The sequence below is a fragment of the Cellulomonas bogoriensis 69B4 = DSM 16987 genome, assembly GCF_000767165.1.
In the GTDB taxonomy this organism is placed as follows: Bacteria; Actinomycetota; Actinomycetes; order Actinomycetales; family Cellulomonadaceae; genus Actinotalea; species Actinotalea bogoriensis.
Map to the genome: position 1 here is coordinate 1 of NZ_AXCZ01000008.1, position 16470 is coordinate 16470.

The window sequence follows — 16470 nt, forward strand, 5'->3', positions numbered from 1 at the left end:
AGACCGCGCGCGGCGCCTCGCCGGCAGCCACCCTCCTCAGGTACGCCGCCCCGTGCGGGTACGGCGCCCATGCGGCCAGGTGCTCGGGGGTCAGCGGTGCACGCCCGCCCGACGACGGGGCGGCGTCGTCACCGGCATGTCCCGGGGCCCACTGCTCCTTCTCGGTGCGGGCGTGCCGAGGTGGCACCGCCAGGCGCAGCACGTCGGGCAACGTCCCCGCCCACCGTCGCGCGACGCGGCGGCAGAGGTCCAGGACGGTGGGCGTGAGGACCTGCTCGTCCGAGACGACACGACGCAGGGGCTGGAGCGTCCCGTCGTGCTCAGGGTGGTCCCGTCGTTCGATCAGGTACCCGTCGAGGTCCTGGTGGCCGAACCTCACCCGCACCCGGCACCCCGGCCGTGCGGCCTCGTCGGCGGGGGCCGGCACGAGGTACTCGAACGGGCGGTCCAGGTGCGGGCTGGACCGGTCGACGGCGACGACCGCCACCGGGCGCCGTTCGGCGGGCGGCACCGCCGGGCGCGCACGGCGCCTGCGAGCCGGGACCGGCACGTCGAGCAGGCTCGGCTGGGGGTCGGGCGTGCTCACCCTCGACATCCCATCACGTGGCGCCCACGCCCCCGCAGCGCCCCCACGGCCAAGGGCCCGCGTCAGGATCCACGTCGCTGGACGGCCGGAGACCGGAGGTCAGGAGAGCGCGGAGTGCAGGTCCACGACGCGGTCGGTGCGCTCCCAGGTGAAGTCCGCGAGCTCGCGCCCGAAGTGCCCGTAGGTGGCGGTGCGGGCGTAGACGGGCCGCAGCAGGTCCAGGTCCCGGACGATCGCAGCCGGCCGCAGGTCGAAGACCTCCTGGATGGCGTCCCGCAGGCGCTCCACGGGCACCGTCTCGGTCCCGAAGGTCTCCACGTACAGACCGACCGGGTGGGCGGCGCCGATCGCGTAGGCGACCTGGACCTCGCACCGCGACGCGAGCCCTGCGGCGACGACGTTCTTGGCGACCCAGCGCATCGCGTACGCGGCCGACCTGTCGACCTTCGACGGGTCCTTGCCCGAGAACGCACCACCACCGTGCCGGGCCATGCCGCCGTAGGTGTCGACGATGATCTTGCGCCCGGTCAGGCCGGCGTCGCCCTGGGGCCCGCCGATGACGAACTGGCCGGTGGGGTTGACCAGGAGCCGGTACCCGGTGGTGTCCAGGTCGAGCTCGGCGAGCACCGGGGAGACGACCGTCTCGGCGACGTCCGGGGCGAGCGTCGCGTCCAGGCGCACACCCGGGTCGTGCTGGGTGGACACCACGACGGTGTCGACCCGCACCGGCCGGTCGCCGTCGTACCCGATGGTCACCTGCGTCTTGCCGTCGGGCCGCAGGTAGTCCAGGACACCTTCCTTGCGGACGGTCGCGAGCCGCTCGGACAACCGGTGCGCGATCCAGATCGGCAGCGGCATCAGCGAGGGGGTGTCGTCGCAGGCGTACCCGAACATCAGGCCCTGGTCTCCGGCGCCCTGGGCGTCCAGGGGATCGACGTCCGCACCCTGGCGCGCCTCCCAGGCGGTGTCGACGCCGGCGGCGATGTCCGGGGACTGCTGGCCGATCGAGACCGACACCCCGCACGAGTGCGCGTCGAAGCCGATCGTGGACGAGGTGTACCCGATCCGGTTCAGGGTGTCCCGCACCACCTGGGGGATCTCCACGTACGCCGACGTGGTGACCTCACCGGCGACGTGCACCAGGCCGGTGGTCACCATCGTCTCGACGGCGACGCGGGCCCGGGTGTCCTGGGCGAGGATCGCGTCGAGGATCCCGTCGGAGATCTGGTCGCAGACCTTGTCCGGATGCCCTTCGGTCACCGACTCGGAGGTGAACAGGCGCAGGCCGGGAGAAGTCATGTCCGCAGCCTAGCCGGACCCGGCACGGCCCCGTCCGCGACGGGCTCAGCGGGCGTCAGTCCTGGGCCCTGACGGTGTGTCCCGCCAGGGGTGCGAGCCTCACGACGACGTCCCACAGGGCGTGCGCCACCGCGACCTTGGTGCCGTCCGCGGCACCGACCTCGCGCCCGTCGCGGTCGAGGAAGGTGACGGCGTTGTCAGGGGTGCCGAACCCCTTGCCGTCACCGACCTCGTTGACCGCGAGCAGGTCCGCGCCCTTGCGTCGAGCCTTGGCCCGACCGTGCTCGAGCACCGACGTCGTGACGTCACCGGTCTCGGCCGCGAACCCGACGACCACCTGCCCGGCGCGGAGCCGGTCGCGCGCGAGCTCGGCCAGGACGTCCGGGTTGGCCGTCAACGTGACGGTCTGCTCGCTGACGCCCTCGCGCTTGATCTTGTGAGCGGCGACGGAGGTGGGCCGGAAGTCCGCGACCGCGGCCGCCATCACCACGACGTCGGCGGCGCGCGCGTGCTCCCGGACCGCTGCGCGCAGCTCGGCGGTCGTCTCGACGTCGAGGACCGACAGACCCGGGGCCTCCTCCTGCCGCGCTGCCGGGACGTTCGCCGCCACCAGCACCACCTGGGCGCCCCGCTCGTGCGCGGCACGAGCCAGTGCGATTCCCTGCATGCCGGTCGAGCGGTTACCGATGAACCGCACCGGGTCCAGCGGCTCGCGGGTGCCGCCGGCCGAGACCACCACCACCCGCCCGTCCAGGTCCCCGCCCCGGGACACCCTCGGTGCAGGTTCCGGCGGGTCGAGCAGGGCCAGAGCCGCGGACGCGATGTCCTCGGGCTCGGGAAGCCGACCGGGACCGGTGTCGGCCCCTGTGAGCCTGCCGTGAGCCGGGTCCAGCACCGTGACCCCACGGGAACGCAGGGTCGCGACGTTCTCCCGGGTCGCGGGGTGCTCCCACATCTCGGTGTGCATGGCCGGGGCCATCAGCACCGGGCAGCGGGCCGTCAGCAGCGCCGCGGTCAGGAGGTCGTCCGCCCGGCCGGTCGCGGCCCTGGCGAGCAGGTCGGCGGTGGCCGGTGCGACGACCACGAGGTCGGCGGTCTTGCCGAGCCGGACGTGCTCGACGGACGGGACGTCCTCGAACACCTCGCTGGTCGCCGGCTTCCCCGACAGCGCTTCCCACGTGGCGCGCCCGACGAACTCCAGGGACGCGGCCGTGGGTACCACGCGCACGTCGTGCCCGGACTCGGTGAGCAGCCGCAGGAGGATCGCCGACTTGTAGGCGGCGATCCCGCCGCCCACCCCGAGCAGGACGCGCACGGGATCAGGCGTCGGTCGGCTTGACCGTCAGCAGGCCCGAGTTGATCTCACGCATCGCGATGGACAGCGCCTTCTCCTGGTGCCGGGCCTCGACGAGGGGCCCGACGTACTCCAGGAGCCCCTCGTTCAGCTGGGAGTAGTAGGCGTTGATCTGACGCGCGCGCTTGGCCGAGTAGATCACCAGGGCGTACTTCGAGTCGGCTGCGGCGAGCAGCTCGTCGATGGGCGGGTCGGTGATCCCCTCGGGTGCCGCCACGGTTCCGGACATCTTCACTCCATGTGTTGGCTCGGGGACGGAGCCGGACCGGGACACCCTCGGGTTCCCGCCGCTCCGGTGACGCCACGGACGCAGGACGCGCGTGGCCTGGTCAGATCCTACCGCCTCGGCAGACCCATGACCTCGACCAGCTCGTCGGTGGCGCGTTCGACCACGTCGTTGACGATCACGTGGTCGAACTCCGCGGCCGCCGCGAGCTCGACCTCGGCGGTGGCCAACCGGCGGGCACGCTCGGCCTCGTCCTCGGTTCCGCGGCCCACGAGTCGGCGTTCGAGCTCCTCCCAGCTGGGCGGCGCGAGGAACACGAATCGCGCCTCGGGCATTGCGTGCCGCACCTGACGGGCTCCGGCGAGGTCGATCTCGAGCAGGGCGGGCTGCCCCGCCGCGAGGCGGTCCACGACCGGTTGGCGGGGCGTGCCGTAGGAGTTGCGCCCGTGCACGACCGCCCACTCCAGGAGCTCCCCCTGGGCGACCATGCGTGCGAACGACTCCGGGCCGACGAACCAGTAGTGCACGCCGTCGACCTCACCCGGACGAGGTTCGCGTGTGGTGGCCGAGACCGACAACCACACCTCGGGGTAGCGGGCACGCAGGTCGGCCGACACGGTGCCCTTGCCGACCGCCGTCGGACCGGCCAGGACCGTCAACCGGGCAGCGCTGGTGCCGTCGCCGGTGACCGCGCCGGCTCGACGGCCGGGGCGGTCACCGGGTGTGGTGGGCGAGTCAGCCGAAGCGCTCGACAAGAGCCTGCGCCTGGTGGGGGCCGAGGCCCCGGAGGCGGCGGGTCTCGGAGATGCCGATCTCCGCCATGATCGCGCGCGCCTTGACCTTGCCCACACCGGGCAAGGACTCCAGGAGCGCGGAGACCTTGAGCTTGCCGATCACGTCATCGGTCTTGCCCTGCTCGATGACCTCGGCCAGGGAGCCCTGGGAGTACTTCAGACGGTTCTTCACCTCAGCACGGGCCTGGCGCGCGGCAGCGGCCTTCTCGAGTGCAGCAGCACGCTGCTCGGGCGTCAACGGGGGTAGAGCCACGCGGGGTCACCTTCTTCGCAGAGGGGCAGTGGCGGTCGGGATGAACCTAGCGACCAAGTGCGGTCATAAGCAACGCGAGCAGACATCCCTGGTCAGGCCAGCGCCGCGCCGACCTCGTCCGCGGCGGTGCGCGCAGCGTCCAGGAGCGCCTGCGGAGCCGGTCCCGCGCCCAGGACCGCACGGGAGCTGGAGGCCAGGACGAACCGGCGCGCCGCGCCGAACACGTCCACCAGCTCGGCCCGTCCCGCGCCCTGCGCACCGACACCCGGGGCGAGCACGGGGCCCTGGAGGTCCTCCAGGGCCAGGCCGAGGTCCCGGGCGGCGGAGCCGACGGTCGCGCCGACCACGAGCCCGGTCGAGCCGAGGCCCGCGCCGGTACGTGCCCGCTCAGCGGCGTTGAGGGCTGCTGCGGCCCGCGCGACCTCCCCGGCTACCGAGACCCCGTCGTCGAGGCGCGCGTGCTGCACACGCGCCCCCTCGGGGTTGGAGGTCAGGGCCAGGACGAACACGCCCCGCCCCGAGGCGGATGCCGCCTCCAGGACCGGGCCGAGGGAGCCGAAGCCGAGGTAGGGCGAGACCGTGAGGGCGTCGCACGACGCCGGTGACCCCCGACGCAGGTAGGCGTCGGCGTACCCGGCCATGGTGGAACCGATGTCGCCGCGCTTGGCGTCCAGGACCACCTGGGTCCCGCCCTCCCCCGCGGCCTCCAGGACCCGCTCCAGGACCGCGACCCCGCGGGAGCCGTGACGTTCGAAGAACGCGGCCTGCGGCTTGAGCGCGGCCACGTGCCCGGTCAGGGCCTCGACGACCGTCATCGAGAACGTCTCCAGGCCCTGGGCGTCGTCCTCCAGGCCCCACCGGTCCAGCAGCTGCGGGTGGGGGTCGATGCCCACGCACAGCGGCCCGTGGGCCGCCATCGCCCGGTGGAGCCTCTCCCCGAACCCCACCGGGCCGGGGCCCGTCACGACGCAGGCACCGGCCGGTCGGTGCCGCCGGCCCGTAGCTCGAGGGTGTGGTCCTGGAGGCTGCGCACGCCGAACGAACCCGATCGGAGCGACTCGATGCCCTGGACGGCGGCCGCGAGCTGCTGGACCGTCGTGACGATCGCCTTGTCCGCCGAGACGGTCGCGGTCCGGATCTCGTACCCGTCCGCCCGCGCCCCCTGACCGGAGGGGGTGTTGACGACCATGTCGACCTCGCCCGCGACGATCAGGTCCACGATCGTCGGTTCCCCGTCCGGGCCCGCTCCCTGGGAGTACTTGCGCACCACCCGGGACGTGATGCCGTTGCGGCGGAGCACGGCGGCCGTGCCGGCGGTGGCGAGGATCTCGAAGCCGAGCTCGGCGAGCCGCTTCACCGGGAAGGTGATGGCGCGCTTGTCGCGATCGGCCACGGAGATGAAGACCCGGCCCGAGGTCGGGAGTCCCCCGAACGCCGCGGCCTGGGACTTGGCGAACGCGCTGGGGAAGTCGGTGTCGAACCCCATGACCTCACCCGTGGACCGCATCTCCGGACCGAGCACCGTGTCGACGACGCTCCCGGTCGCTGTGCGGAACCGCTTGAAGGGCATGACCGCCTCCTTGACCGCGATCGGGGCGTCGAGCCCCAGGGTCCCGCCGTCGCCCTCGGCGGGCAGGATGCCCTGGTCGCGCAGCTCGGCGATCGAGTGGCCCGCCATCACCAGCGCCGCGGCCTTCGCCAACGGCACGCCCGTCGCCTTGGCGACGAACGGCACCGTCCGCGAGGCGCGGGGGTTGGCCTCGAGCACGTAGAGCACGTCGCTGACCAGCGCGTACTGGACGTTCAGGAGCCCTCGCACGCCCACGCCCCGGGCGATCGCCTCGGTCGAGGTGCGGATGCGCTCCAGCTCTGAGGTCGAGACCGTGACCGGCGGCAGGACGCACGCCGAGTCCCCGGAGTGGATGCCGGCCTCCTCGATGTGCTCCATGACCCCACCGAGGTACAGGTCGGTGCCGTCGTACAGGGCGTCCACGTCGAGCTCGATCGCGTCGTCGAGGAAGCGGTCGATCAGCAGCGGGGGGATCTGGCCGGGGTGACCGGCGTCCGCCGCGCCCTGCAGGGCCCGCTCGACGTACTCGGCGAGCTGCCCGTCGGAGTACACGATCTCCATGCCGCGGCCACCCAGCACGTACGAGGGTCGCACCAGGACGGGGTACCCGATGTGCCGGGCGACCGTGGTGGCCTCCTCGAGCGTCCGCACCGTGCCGAACGCCGGTGCGGGCAGACCCGCCTCCCCCAGCACCCGTCCGAACTCGCCGCGGTCCTCCGCGGCGTCGATCGCCGCGGGGGGCGTGCCCAGGATCGGCAGGCCGGCCGCCTCCAGGCGTCGGGCCAGCGACAGGGGGGTCTGCCCGCCGAGCTGCACGATGATGCCGGCGACGGGCCCCACGGCGAGCTCGGCCTGGTAGACCTCCAGGACGTCCTCGAACGTCAACGGCTCGAAGTACAGCCGGTCGGAGGTGTCGTAGTCGGTGGACACCGTCTCGGGGTTGCAGTTGACCATGACGGTCTCGTACTCCCCGCGCAGCGCCAGCGCCGCGTGCACGCACGAGTAGTCGAACTCGATCCCCTGGCCGATCCGGTTGGGGCCGGAACCCAGGATGAGGACGGCCGGGCGGTCCCGTGGCTCGACCTCGGTCTCCTCGTCGTAGGAGGAGTAGTGGTACGGGGTCTGGGCGGCGAACTCGGCCGCGCACGTGTCCACCGTCTTGTACACCGGTCGCAGGCCCAGCGCGTGACGGACCTGGCGCACGGTCTCCTCGGTGAGCCCACGGAGGCTGCCCACCTGCGCGTCGGACAACCCGTGCCGCTTGGCGCGGCGCAGCAGCTCCGCACCCAGCTCGGGTGCGGTGGCGACCTCGTCGGCGACCTGGTTGATCAGCACGACCTGGTCCAGGAACCACGGGTCGATGCCCGTGCGCGCGTAGACGTCCTCAACCGTGGTCCCGCCCTCGGTACCGACCGACCGCAAGGCCTGCTGCACGGCGATCAGACGGCCCTCGGTGGGGGTCGAGATCGTCCCCAGGACCTTCTCGAGCTCCTCACCCGCGGGCACCGGACCCTGCCAGTGGAACACCGAGCCCGCGCGGTCGATGGACCGCATCGCCTTGCCGAGCGCCTCGGCGAAGTTGCGGCCCATGGCCATCGCCTCACCGACGGACTTCATGGTGGTGGTGAGGGTCGCGTCGGCCGACGGGAACTTCTCGAAGGCGAACCGCGGCACCTTCACCACGACGTAGTCCAGCGACGGCTCGAACGACGCGGGCGTGGAGCCGGTGATGTCGTTGGGGATCTCGTCGAGGGTGTAACCGATCGCCAGGCGAGCGGCGATCTTCGCGATCGGGAAGCCCGTCGCCTTCGAGGCCAGTGCGCTGGAGCGGGAGACCCGCGGGTTCATCTCGATGACGACCACGCGCCCGGTGTCGGGCTCGATGGCGAACTGGATGTTGCAGCCGCCGGTGTCCACCCCGACCTCACGGATCACGGCGATGCCGATGTCACGCAGACGCTGGTACTCGCGGTCGGTCAGGGTCAGGGACGGTGCGACGGTGATCGAGTCGCCGGTGTGCACCCCCACGGGGTCCACGTTCTCGATGGAGCACACGACCACGACGTTGTCGGCGCAGTCGCGCATCAGCTCGAGCTCGTACTCCTTCCAGCCCAGGATGGACTCCTCCAGGAGCACCTCGGTGGTCGGCGAGTAGTGCAGCCCCGCACCCGCGATCCGGCGCAGCTCGCCCTCGTCGTAGGCGATTCCCGATCCCAGACCGCCCATGGTGAACGACGGGCGGACCACCAACGGGTAGCCCAGGTCGTCGGCGGCGGCCAGCACCTCGTCCAGGCTGTGGGCGATAACGCTGCGGGCGCTCTCGGCGCCGCAACGCTCCACGACCTCCTTGAACGCCTGCCGGTCCTCGGCCAGGTGGATCGAGGCCGTGTTCACCCCGATCATCTCGACCCCGTAGCGCTCCAGGACCCCGGCCTCGTCCAGCGCGATCGCCGCGTTGAGGGCGGTCTGCCCGCCCAGCGTCGGCAGGATCGCGTCGGGCCGCTCCTTGGCGATGATCGACTCGACGACGTCAGGGGTGATCGGCTCGATGTACGTGGCGTCCGCGAACTCCGGGTCGGTCATGATCGTCGCCGGGTTGGAGTTCACCAGGATCACCCGCAGGCCCTCGGCACGCAGCACACGGCACGCCTGGGTCCCGGAGTAGTCGAACTCCGCGGCCTGACCGATGACGATCGGCCCGGAGCCGATCACCAGGACGCTGGAGATGTCAGTGCGACGGGGCATCGGTGGTGCTCTCCTCGGTGGTGGTGGCGCCGGTGGCGCCGGTGGCACGGTCGGGCACGGTCCCGGTGGTCATGAGCTCGACGAAGCGGTCGAACAGGTACCCGGCGTCGTGCGGGCCGGCCGCGGCCTCGGGGTGGTACTGCACGGAGAAGGCAGGCAGGTCCAGGCACTCCAGGCCTTCGACGACGTCGTCGTTCAGCGCCACGTGCGACACGGTGACCCGCCCGTACCTGCCGTCCCCGAACGGCGCGACCGTCTCGCCGTCCAGCGGGGCGTCGACGGCGAACCCGTGGTTGTGCGCCGTGATCTCGACCTTGCGCGTGCGGCGGTCCAGGACCGGCTGGTTCACCCCGCGGTGGCCGTACGTGAGCTTGTACGTGCCGAACCCGAGGGCCCGGCCGAGCAGCTGGTTGCCGTAGCAGATCCCGAAGAACGGGATCCGTCGGTCCAGGACCTCGCGGAGCAGACCGATCTCGTGCACCGCCGCGGACGGGTCGCCGGGCCCGTTGGAGAAGAACACCCCGTCCGGCTCCAGCGCGAGGACCTCCTCGGCGGTGGCTCGCGCCGGCAGGACGTGGGTGCGTACGCCCCGCTCGGCGAGCCGCTGGGGGGTCATCGACTTGATCCCCAGATCGATGGCGACGACGGTCGCCACGGGCTCCGCGGCGCTGACCGGACCACGGACGGGCTCCACGACGTACGGCTCGGCCACGGTCACCTCACCGGCGAGGTCCGCACCACTCATCGGCGCGGCTGCGGTCACCTGGTCGAGGAGCTCCACGTCGGTGCGCCGACGCCCGGCGTCGTCCACGAGCGCCTCGCCCGAGAAGATCCCGGCCCGCATCACGCCGCGCTCGCGCAGGTGGCGGGTCAGCGCGCGGGTGTCGATCCCACTGATCCCGACGACGCCCTCGGCCTCCAGCCCGGCGTCGAGGGTGCGGCGCGAGCGCCAGCTGCTGGGGCGGATCGCGGGGTCGCGCACTACGTACCCCGCGACCCAGATGCGGGTCGACTCGGGGTCCTCGTCGTTGATGCCGGTGTTCCCGATGTGGGGCGCGGTCATGACGACGATCTGGCGGTGGTACGAGGGGTCGGTCAGCGTCTCCTGGTAGCCGGTCATCCCGGTGTTGAAGACGATCTCCCCGACGGTCGAGCCGGTGGCGCCGTACGCCTGGCCGGTGAAGGTCCGGCCGTCCTCCAGGACGAGGAGTGCGGGTGTCTGGGTCATGACTGCTCCTCTGGCAGTGGTGCGGGCGCAGGGGTGATGAGGGCGGCGAGCGCCTCGGCGAGGGCCGCGCGGTCGTGGGAGCTGGGCGTGTGCAGCCCGGTGTCGATCGCGGGCCCGTCAGATGCCGTGCGCCAGGTCAGGACCAGGAGCCTGCCGCGCCCCGGGTACTTGCCCACCATCCCCGCGGCCGTGCCGACGGAGACGATCTGCTCCCGTGGGACGAACAGGTCGGGGACGGAGGAGCGGGCCAGGTGCACCCCGACGGGGTGCACCTCGACGGTCGCGGGGGCGGTGGCGCCCAGGTCGTGGGCGACGACGCGGTCGTACCGGTCCCCCGCCGTGGTGGACGTCACGTAGGTGACGTCCACGGGCCCGTGGAGGGGCTCACCCAGGCCCGTGGGGACCGGTGGCGGTGCGGGGACCGCCGCAGCGGTACGTGCCTCCCGTCGGCGCCAGCCGCTGCGCATCGCCCACAACGACCCGGCGAACACCGCACCGAGCAGAAGCACGGCCCAACCGAGCGGGATCACCGTGCGGCTCCGGCCGGGGTGGCCTCCACGAGGCGCCCGTCCAGGACGGTGGGCCGTCCCCGCAGGAACGTCGCCCGGACCCGCCCGACCAGCTCGTGTCCGCCGTAGGGGGTGTTGGTGCTCGAGCTGACCATGTGCGCCGGTTCCACGACCCACGCCTCGTCGGGTGCCACCAGGGTGATGTTCGCCGGTTCGCCGACCTCCAGGGGACGACCCTGCGGGCGGTCGCCCGCGTCGATGCGGGCGATGCGGGCCGGCGCCTGGGACATGACGCGGGCCACGTCCCGCCAGGTCATGCGACCGGACCTGACCATGACGGTGCTGATGATCCCCAGGGCCGTCTCGAGCCCGGTCATGCCGAACGCCGCAGCCGCCCACTCGCAGTCCTTGTCCTCGCGGGGGTGCGGGGCGTGGTCGGTGCCGACGGTGTCGATGGTCCCGTCGGCGAGCCCGGCCCGCAGCGCCTCCACGTCGGCCTGCGTCCGCAGCGGGGGGTTCACCTTGAAGATCGGGTCGTAGGTACGGGCCAGCTCGTCGGTGAGGATCAGGTGGTGGGGCGTGGCCTCGGCGGTGACGTCGATCCCGCGTTCCTTGGCCCAGCGCACGATCTCGACCGACCCGGCTGTCGACAGGTGCAGCACGTGCAGCCGTGACCCGACGTGCTCGGCGAGCAGGACGTCACGGGCCACGATCGCCTCCTCGGCGACCGCCGGCCACCCCGCCAGCCCGACCTCGGCGGAGACCACGCCCTCGTGCATCTGCGAACCCTGCGTGAGGCGGGGCTCCTGCGCGTGCTGGGCGATCACGCCGTCGACGGTCTTGACGTACTCCAGCGCACGACGCATCAGCACCGGGTCGTGGACGCACATCCCGTCGTCGGAGAACACCCGCACCCGCGCGGCGGACGCAGCCATCGCCCCCAGCTCGGCGAGCTGGGTGCCGGCGAGCCCGTGGCTGACGGCACCCACGGGGTGGACGTCGGCCCAGCCTGCGTCCCGCCCCAGCCGCCACACCTGCTCCACGACTCCCGCGGTGTCGGCGACCGGACTGGTGTTCGCCATCGCATGGACGGAGGTGAAACCACCCAGCGCCGCCGCACGCGTGCCGGAGAGCACGGTCTCGGCGTCCTCACGCCCCGGCTCGCGCAGGTGGGCGTGCAGGTCGACCAGCCCGGGGAGGGCCACCAGACCGGCCCCGTCCACGACCTGGGCGTCCCGGGCGTCGCGGGCGCCCGCGCCGAGCGCGGCGATGCGGCCCTCCTCGACCAGGACGTCGGTGGCGTCCTCACCATAGGGGCGCACGCCCTGGAGCAGGTACCTCGTCGTCATGCCAGCGTCTCCCTCTCCTTGGCGAGCAGCAGGTACAGCACAGCCATCCGGACGGCGACCCCGTTGGCGACCTGCTCGAGGATCACCGCGCGGGGCGAGTCGGCGGCCTCCGCCGAGATCTCCAGCCCGCGGTTCATCGGCCCCGGGTGCAGGACGATCGCGCGCTCGCTGAGCATGCGCAGACGCCGGGCGTCCAGACCGTAGGACCGGGTGTACTCCAGGGGGCTGGGGAAGAACCCCGGCCCGGCGGACGCTCCACCGCTGCCCATCCTCTCCCGTTGCACCCGGAGCATCATGACGGCGTCCGGCTGGTGGTCGACGAGTGCCTGGTCGAGGTCGTACGCGATCTCGCACGGCCACGTGTGCGCGCCCACGGGCACGAGCGTCGGCGGTGCGACGATGACGACCCGGGCACCCAGGGTGTGCAGGAGCTGCACGTTGGAGCGCGCGACCCGGGAGTGCAGGACGTCGCCCACGATCACGACGGTCACGCCGTCCAGGTCGTTGCCGATGGCCTCCGGGTGGGCGGTGTCCGCCTTCAGGTGGCGTCGGATCGTGAACGCGTCGAGCAGCGCCTGGGTGGGGTGCTGGTGGGTGCCGTCACCGGCGTTGACGACCGACGTCCCGACCCACCCGGCGTGCGCGAGCCGGTGCGGCGCCCCCGAGGCCGGGTGCCGCACGACGACCGCGTCGGCGCCCATGGCCTGGAGGGTCTGGGCGGTGTCCTTCAGGGACTCGCCCTTCGACAGGCTCGACCCCTTCGCCGAGAAGTTGATCACGTCGGCGGACAGGCGCTTGGCGGCGGTCTCGAACGAGATGCGGGTCCGCGTGGAGTCCTCGAAGAAGAGGTTGACCACGGTGCGGCCCCGCAGGGTGGGCAGCTTCTTGATCTCCCGGGACTGGGTTGCGGCCATCCGCGCGGCAGCGTCGAGGACCTCCACCGCCTGGGCACGGTCCAGGTCGGCTGCGCTCAGCAGGTGTCGCATCAGTCCTCCGCCAGCCCGGCGCCGTCGATGCGGACCGAGTCGACCTCGTCGATCTCGGCCACGCGCACCTGCACCCGCTCGGCCAGGGACGTCGGAAGGTTCTTCCCGACGAAGTCGGCCCGGATCGGCAGCTCACGGTGCCCGCGGTCCACCAGCACCGCGAGCTGGACGGCACGGGGACGCCCGAGGTCGTTGAGCGCGTCGAGTGCCGCCCGGATCGTCCTGCCGGAGAACAGGACGTCGTCGACGAGGACCACGACCTGGTCGTCCACCCCCCCGGGCGGGAGGTCGGTGGAGCCCAGCGTGCGGGTGGGCTGGCGGTGCAGGTCGTCCCGGTACATCGTGACGTCGAGCGAGCCGACCAGGGCGTCGGCGTCCAGGTCGGGCTCGACCTCGGCGATCTTGCGTGCCAGGCGCCGGGCCAGGGGCAGCCCGCGCGTGGGGATCCCGAGGAGGACCAGCTGCTGCCCGCCCTTGTTCCGTTCGAGGACCTCGTGCGCTATCCGGGTGAGCGCGCGGGTGATCTCCGGTGCGGTGAGGACCTCGGCACCACCGATCGGCGCGGTGCGCCCGGCAGGGGGTCCAGGGGGCTCAGGGCTGCTCGGAGCGCCTGAGAAGGGCACGGCAGGGCCAGATGACATCTGGCGACCTCCTTCCCCGCCTCACCGGACGGGCCTTAAAGGATGTCTGACGGTCCACACCCTAGCCCACGACCCGGGCCGGTCGGGCCACCGGCAGGTACTCTCGACCTCGCACGACGACACGCGCGACCCACCCTCCGGGGCACACCCCAGCACCCGGCAGGCCCCCGCACGGACCTGGCCCCACGACCGACACGAGAAACCCGTGAACTGCTCCTCAACTTCCGCGCCGCAGCAGCCGATACTTCCGCTGTGACCGGTTTCGTCCCCCCAGCGCTGACGATCGCCCAGCTGGTCGTCGCGGGCGCCGTCGCGGGCCTGTGCATGCTCCACCTCGGGTGGTGGCGGGGTGAGCTGCGCCGCTCCGGCGCCTCGTGGAGCCTGGTGTGGACCGCGGTGCTCGCGCTCGTGCCCCTGACCAACGGCCTCGCCGCGGTCGTCCCCGACGGGGCCGCCACCGAGACGTTGCTGTTCCTCCGCTTCCTCGCACTGGGTGCGGCGGTCGTCCTGAGCCTTCCGGCGATCCACGCCTACAGCTCGGGCCCCAGCGTCCGCCCCCTGGTGGTGGGCACGACGGCCTGGTACCTGGTCGCCGCCGGCCTGTGGTTGGGGACGGACCTGGTCTACGCCCACCAGATCGTCGGGGGCGTTCCCGTGTACGGCCCCCTGGCCACGACCGTGGACCTGCTGCCGGTGGCCGTCGTCGGGGTGTACGTCGCCTCGGTCGCCCGCGCCATCCCGTGGTCCCGGGTCGGCGCGGTGGTCGCCGTCACCGGGTCGCTGTCCTCCACGATGCTGATCGCCTCGTCCATCCCCCCGCCCAGCACCCTCACCGAGATGCTCAAGGGCCTGTGGGTGCTGCCTCTGGTCGCGGGCCTGCAGGTGCTGGCCACGCACCGGATCGCGGGCGTGCGCCGGCACGCCGAGCAGCGGGCACGCATGCGGGACGCCCTGGCCTCGGTGTCGAACGCCGCGTGGTTCCTGCGCACACCGGAGCAGATCCTGTCCCGGGCACGCGACGAGAGCCGGGCGGTCCTGGACGACCCGACGATCGAGGGCACCCTGCGCCCCCTGGCCCGTGACCGCGTGGTCACGGAGTTCTGGTCGGAGGAGGGGCGCCCCCTGGACCCCGACGAGCAGGCGTTCCTGCGCGACCTCGCGCGAGTGGTCTCCAGCGCGGTGGAGCGCCAGACGCTCACCACGAGGCTCAACGAGGCCGCGTTCACCGACTCCCTGACCCAGGTCCAGAACCGCCACTCCCTGGACCGGCGCCTGACGCGGGCCCTGGAGAAGGCCAACGTGGAGCGCACCCGGGTCGCGGTCCTGTTCTGCGACATCGAGGGCCTCAAGCACGTCAACGAGCGGTACGGGCACTCCGGCGGTGACGAGCTGCTGGTCCACACCGCGTCCCACATCCGGTCGGTCGTCGGCGAGGACGCGTTCCTCGCCCGCCACAGCGGCGACGAGTTCGTCCTGGTGATCGAGCGCGCCGAGGACGAAGCCGCCCTCACCTCGCTCGCACGGCGCATCCGCGAGTCCTACTCCCCCCCGTTGACGGTCGTGAACGGGCCCGCCCTGACGATCGGCGTGGCCGCGTGGGAGCCCGGTGACGTCGTCGACCCGGACGGCCTGCTGCGGGACGCGGACCTGGCGATGCTCGAGGGCAAGAACTCCCGCGCCGGTGTGGCCCTGTACGACGCCGCCCTGCGCTCGAAGGTCGCCGAGCAGCTCGCGTTGCGACGGGCGCTGGAGACCGGCATGAACGAGGACGAGATCGTCGCGCACTTCCAGCCGTTGACCAACGCGGTGACCCTCGAGGTGACGAGCCTGGAGGTGCTGGCACGGTGGCGCCGGGACGGGCGCCTGCGCCCACCCGGGGAGTGGTTGCCGTTCGCTGAGGAGAGCGGCCTGATCGTGGAGATCGGACGGCAGATCTTCCGGGCGGCGCGGGCCGGCATGGAGGACTTCGACCTGCCGGTCGCGGTGAACGTCGCGGCGCGCCAGCTCGACGAGCCGGACTTCGTCACCCACGTGGAGCAGTCGTGGGGCACCGACGCGTGGGACCGGTTGACGATCGAGGTGACCGAGAGTGCGCTGCTGTACGACGCGACGCACGTGCGCGCCTCGTTGAACGCCCTGGCGGCCCGTGGGGTGCGGATCGCCCTGGACGACTTCGGCACCGGCTACAACTCGCTGTCACGCCTCGGTGAGCTGCCCCTGCACGTCCTCAAGATCGACCGGACGTTCGTCCACGGCGTCGGCACACCGGAAGGCGCAGCGGTGCTGCGGGCGATCATCGCGCTGGCCGAGGCCCACGGCCTGGAGGTCGTGGCCGAGGGCGTGGAGAACGCCGAGGAGCTCACCGCACTGGTGGAGATGGGTGTGGTGACCGTGCAGGGCCACATGCTGGGCCGGCCGCGGGCGAGCCTGCCCGTGCGGGGCCGTCGTGAGGCGTCGGCCGAGACCTCCCCCGCGGCCCGTCACCTGAAGGCGGTGCGGAGCGTGCGGGACCTCAGGTCGACAGCGTCGGCTTGAGGTCCACGACCCGGCCCAGGAGGCCGTTGACGTAGCCCGGGGAGTCGTCGGTGGACAGCGCGCGCGTGAGCTCGACGGCCTCGTCGACGGCCACGGCGTCCGGGACGTCGTCGTTGAAGAGGATCTCCCAGGTGCCGATCCGCAGGGCTGCCCGGTCCACGGCGGGCATGCGGTCCAGGGTCCAGCCGTGCGCGTAGGTGGACAGCACCTCGTCGATGCGTTCCTGCTGCCCCAGGACGCCCTCGACGATGTCGACGGAGTACTGGGGCAGCGGCGCCTCGGTCCCGGGCTCGGCGATGCGTGCCGCGAGCAGCTCGAGGGCACCTGTCCCCCGCTGGTCGGCCTCGAAGAGGACGTCCAGGGCGCGCTTGCGGGCCTTCCTGCGGGCGCTCACG

Annotated in this window: 15 protein-coding genes; 1 reads left to right on the plus strand and 14 read right to left on the minus strand. The window is 72.6% G+C overall.

Features of this window, described 5'->3' with window-relative positions:
- The 13 genes from N869_RS01705 to pyrR all read right to left on the minus strand — a co-directional run.
- Positions 1 to 586, minus strand: a 586-nt coding sequence (locus N869_RS01705; RefSeq protein WP_456297583.1) for a primosomal protein N' family DNA-binding protein, incomplete at its 3' end; no start/stop codon positions are given.
- Positions 587 to 685: 99 nt separating this feature from the next.
- Entirely contained in the window at positions 686 to 1885 is a 1200-nt protein-coding gene (gene metK / locus N869_RS01710; protein WP_035056962.1) for a methionine adenosyltransferase, read from the minus strand.
- A 55-nt stretch (positions 1886 to 1940) separates the two neighbouring features.
- Positions 1941 to 3200: a bifunctional phosphopantothenoylcysteine decarboxylase/phosphopantothenate--cysteine ligase CoaBC gene (coaBC, locus tag N869_RS01715; protein ID WP_035056963.1), complete on the minus strand. Its 1260-nt coding sequence runs from the start codon at positions 3198 to 3200 to the stop codon at positions 1941 to 1943.
- A gap of 4 nt (positions 3201 to 3204) precedes the next feature.
- Positions 3205 to 3468: a DNA-directed RNA polymerase subunit omega gene (gene rpoZ, locus N869_RS01720; protein ID WP_035056966.1), complete on the minus strand. Its 264-nt coding sequence runs from the start codon at positions 3466 to 3468 to the stop codon at positions 3205 to 3207.
- 107 nt (positions 3469 to 3575) lie between these two features.
- Positions 3576 to 4124, minus strand: a complete 549-nt coding sequence (gmk, locus tag N869_RS01725) for a guanylate kinase (RefSeq protein WP_232229571.1) — start codon at positions 4122 to 4124, stop codon at positions 3576 to 3578.
- Between the two features lie 76 nt (positions 4125 to 4200).
- Complete coding sequence (mihF, locus tag N869_RS01730) at positions 4201 to 4512, minus strand: integration host factor, actinobacterial type (protein WP_035056969.1); 312 nt, start codon at positions 4510 to 4512, stop codon at positions 4201 to 4203.
- A gap of 92 nt (positions 4513 to 4604) precedes the next feature.
- Entirely contained in the window at positions 4605 to 5477 is an 873-nt protein-coding gene (pyrF, locus tag N869_RS01735; protein ID WP_035056973.1) for an orotidine-5'-phosphate decarboxylase, read from the minus strand.
- Entirely contained in the window at positions 5474 to 8827 is a 3354-nt protein-coding gene (gene carB / locus N869_RS01740) for a carbamoyl-phosphate synthase large subunit (protein WP_035056975.1), read from the minus strand. The genes pyrF and carB overlap by 4 nt, the downstream gene beginning before the upstream one ends.
- Complete coding sequence (carA, locus tag N869_RS01745; protein ID WP_035056977.1) at positions 8811 to 10055, minus strand: glutamine-hydrolyzing carbamoyl-phosphate synthase small subunit; 1245 nt, start codon at positions 10053 to 10055, stop codon at positions 8811 to 8813. The genes carB and carA overlap by 17 nt, the downstream gene beginning before the upstream one ends.
- Positions 10052 to 10585: a PH-like domain-containing protein gene (locus tag N869_RS01750; protein WP_052104849.1), complete on the minus strand. Its 534-nt coding sequence runs from the start codon at positions 10583 to 10585 to the stop codon at positions 10052 to 10054. Before N869_RS01750 ends, carA begins: the two co-directional genes overlap by 4 nt.
- Positions 10582 to 11913: a dihydroorotase gene (locus N869_RS01755; protein WP_035056981.1), complete on the minus strand. Its 1332-nt coding sequence runs from the start codon at positions 11911 to 11913 to the stop codon at positions 10582 to 10584. The genes N869_RS01750 and N869_RS01755 overlap by 4 nt, the downstream gene beginning before the upstream one ends.
- A complete protein-coding gene (locus N869_RS01760) occupies positions 11910 to 12899 on the minus strand; it encodes an aspartate carbamoyltransferase catalytic subunit (protein ID WP_035056984.1) in 990 nt (329 codons plus the stop codon). Before N869_RS01760 ends, N869_RS01755 begins: the two co-directional genes overlap by 4 nt.
- Entirely contained in the window at positions 12899 to 13540 is a 642-nt protein-coding gene (pyrR, locus tag N869_RS01765) for a bifunctional pyr operon transcriptional regulator/uracil phosphoribosyltransferase PyrR (protein ID WP_035056986.1), read from the minus strand. The genes N869_RS01760 and pyrR overlap by 1 nt, the downstream gene beginning before the upstream one ends.
- Positions 13541 to 13792: 252 nt before the next feature.
- Between pyrR and N869_RS01770 the strand changes: the two genes are divergently transcribed.
- The gene (locus tag N869_RS01770; RefSeq protein ID WP_035056989.1) at positions 13793 to 16075 is read left to right on the plus strand and encodes a putative bifunctional diguanylate cyclase/phosphodiesterase; all 2283 of its coding nucleotides are present in this window, start codon (positions 13793 to 13795) and stop codon (positions 16073 to 16075) included.
- On the opposite strand, the gene nusB is transcribed toward N869_RS01770, so the two are convergent.
- Entirely contained in the window at positions 16053 to 16469 is a 417-nt protein-coding gene (gene nusB / locus N869_RS01775) for a transcription antitermination factor NusB (protein WP_035056991.1), read from the minus strand. The two genes, N869_RS01770 and nusB, sit on opposite strands and share 23 nt — an antisense overlap.
- Position 16470: the final 1 nt, after the last annotated feature.

Coding starts and splice junctions, on each gene's coding strand:
- metK (WP_035056962.1), bottom strand. CDS start 1,885: ATGACTTCTCCCGGCCTGCGCCTGTTCACCTCCGAGTCGGTGACCGAA.
- rpoZ (WP_035056966.1), bottom strand. CDS start 3,468: ATGTCCGGAACCGTGGCGGCACCCGAGGGGATCACCGACCCGCCCATC.
- carB (WP_035056975.1), bottom strand. CDS start 8,827: ATGCCCCGTCGCACTGACATCTCCAGCGTCCTGGTGATCGGCTCCGGG.
- carA (WP_035056977.1), bottom strand. CDS start 10,055: ATGACCCAGACACCCGCACTCCTCGTCCTGGAGGACGGCCGGACCTTC.
- N869_RS01755 (WP_035056981.1), bottom strand. CDS start 11,913: ATGACGACGAGGTACCTGCTCCAGGGCGTGCGCCCCTATGGTGAGGAC.
- N869_RS01760 (WP_035056984.1), bottom strand. CDS start 12,899: ATGCGACACCTGCTGAGCGCAGCCGACCTGGACCGTGCCCAGGCGGTG.
- pyrR (WP_035056986.1), bottom strand. CDS start 13,540: ATGTCATCTGGCCCTGCCGTGCCCTTCTCAGGCGCTCCGAGCAGCCCT.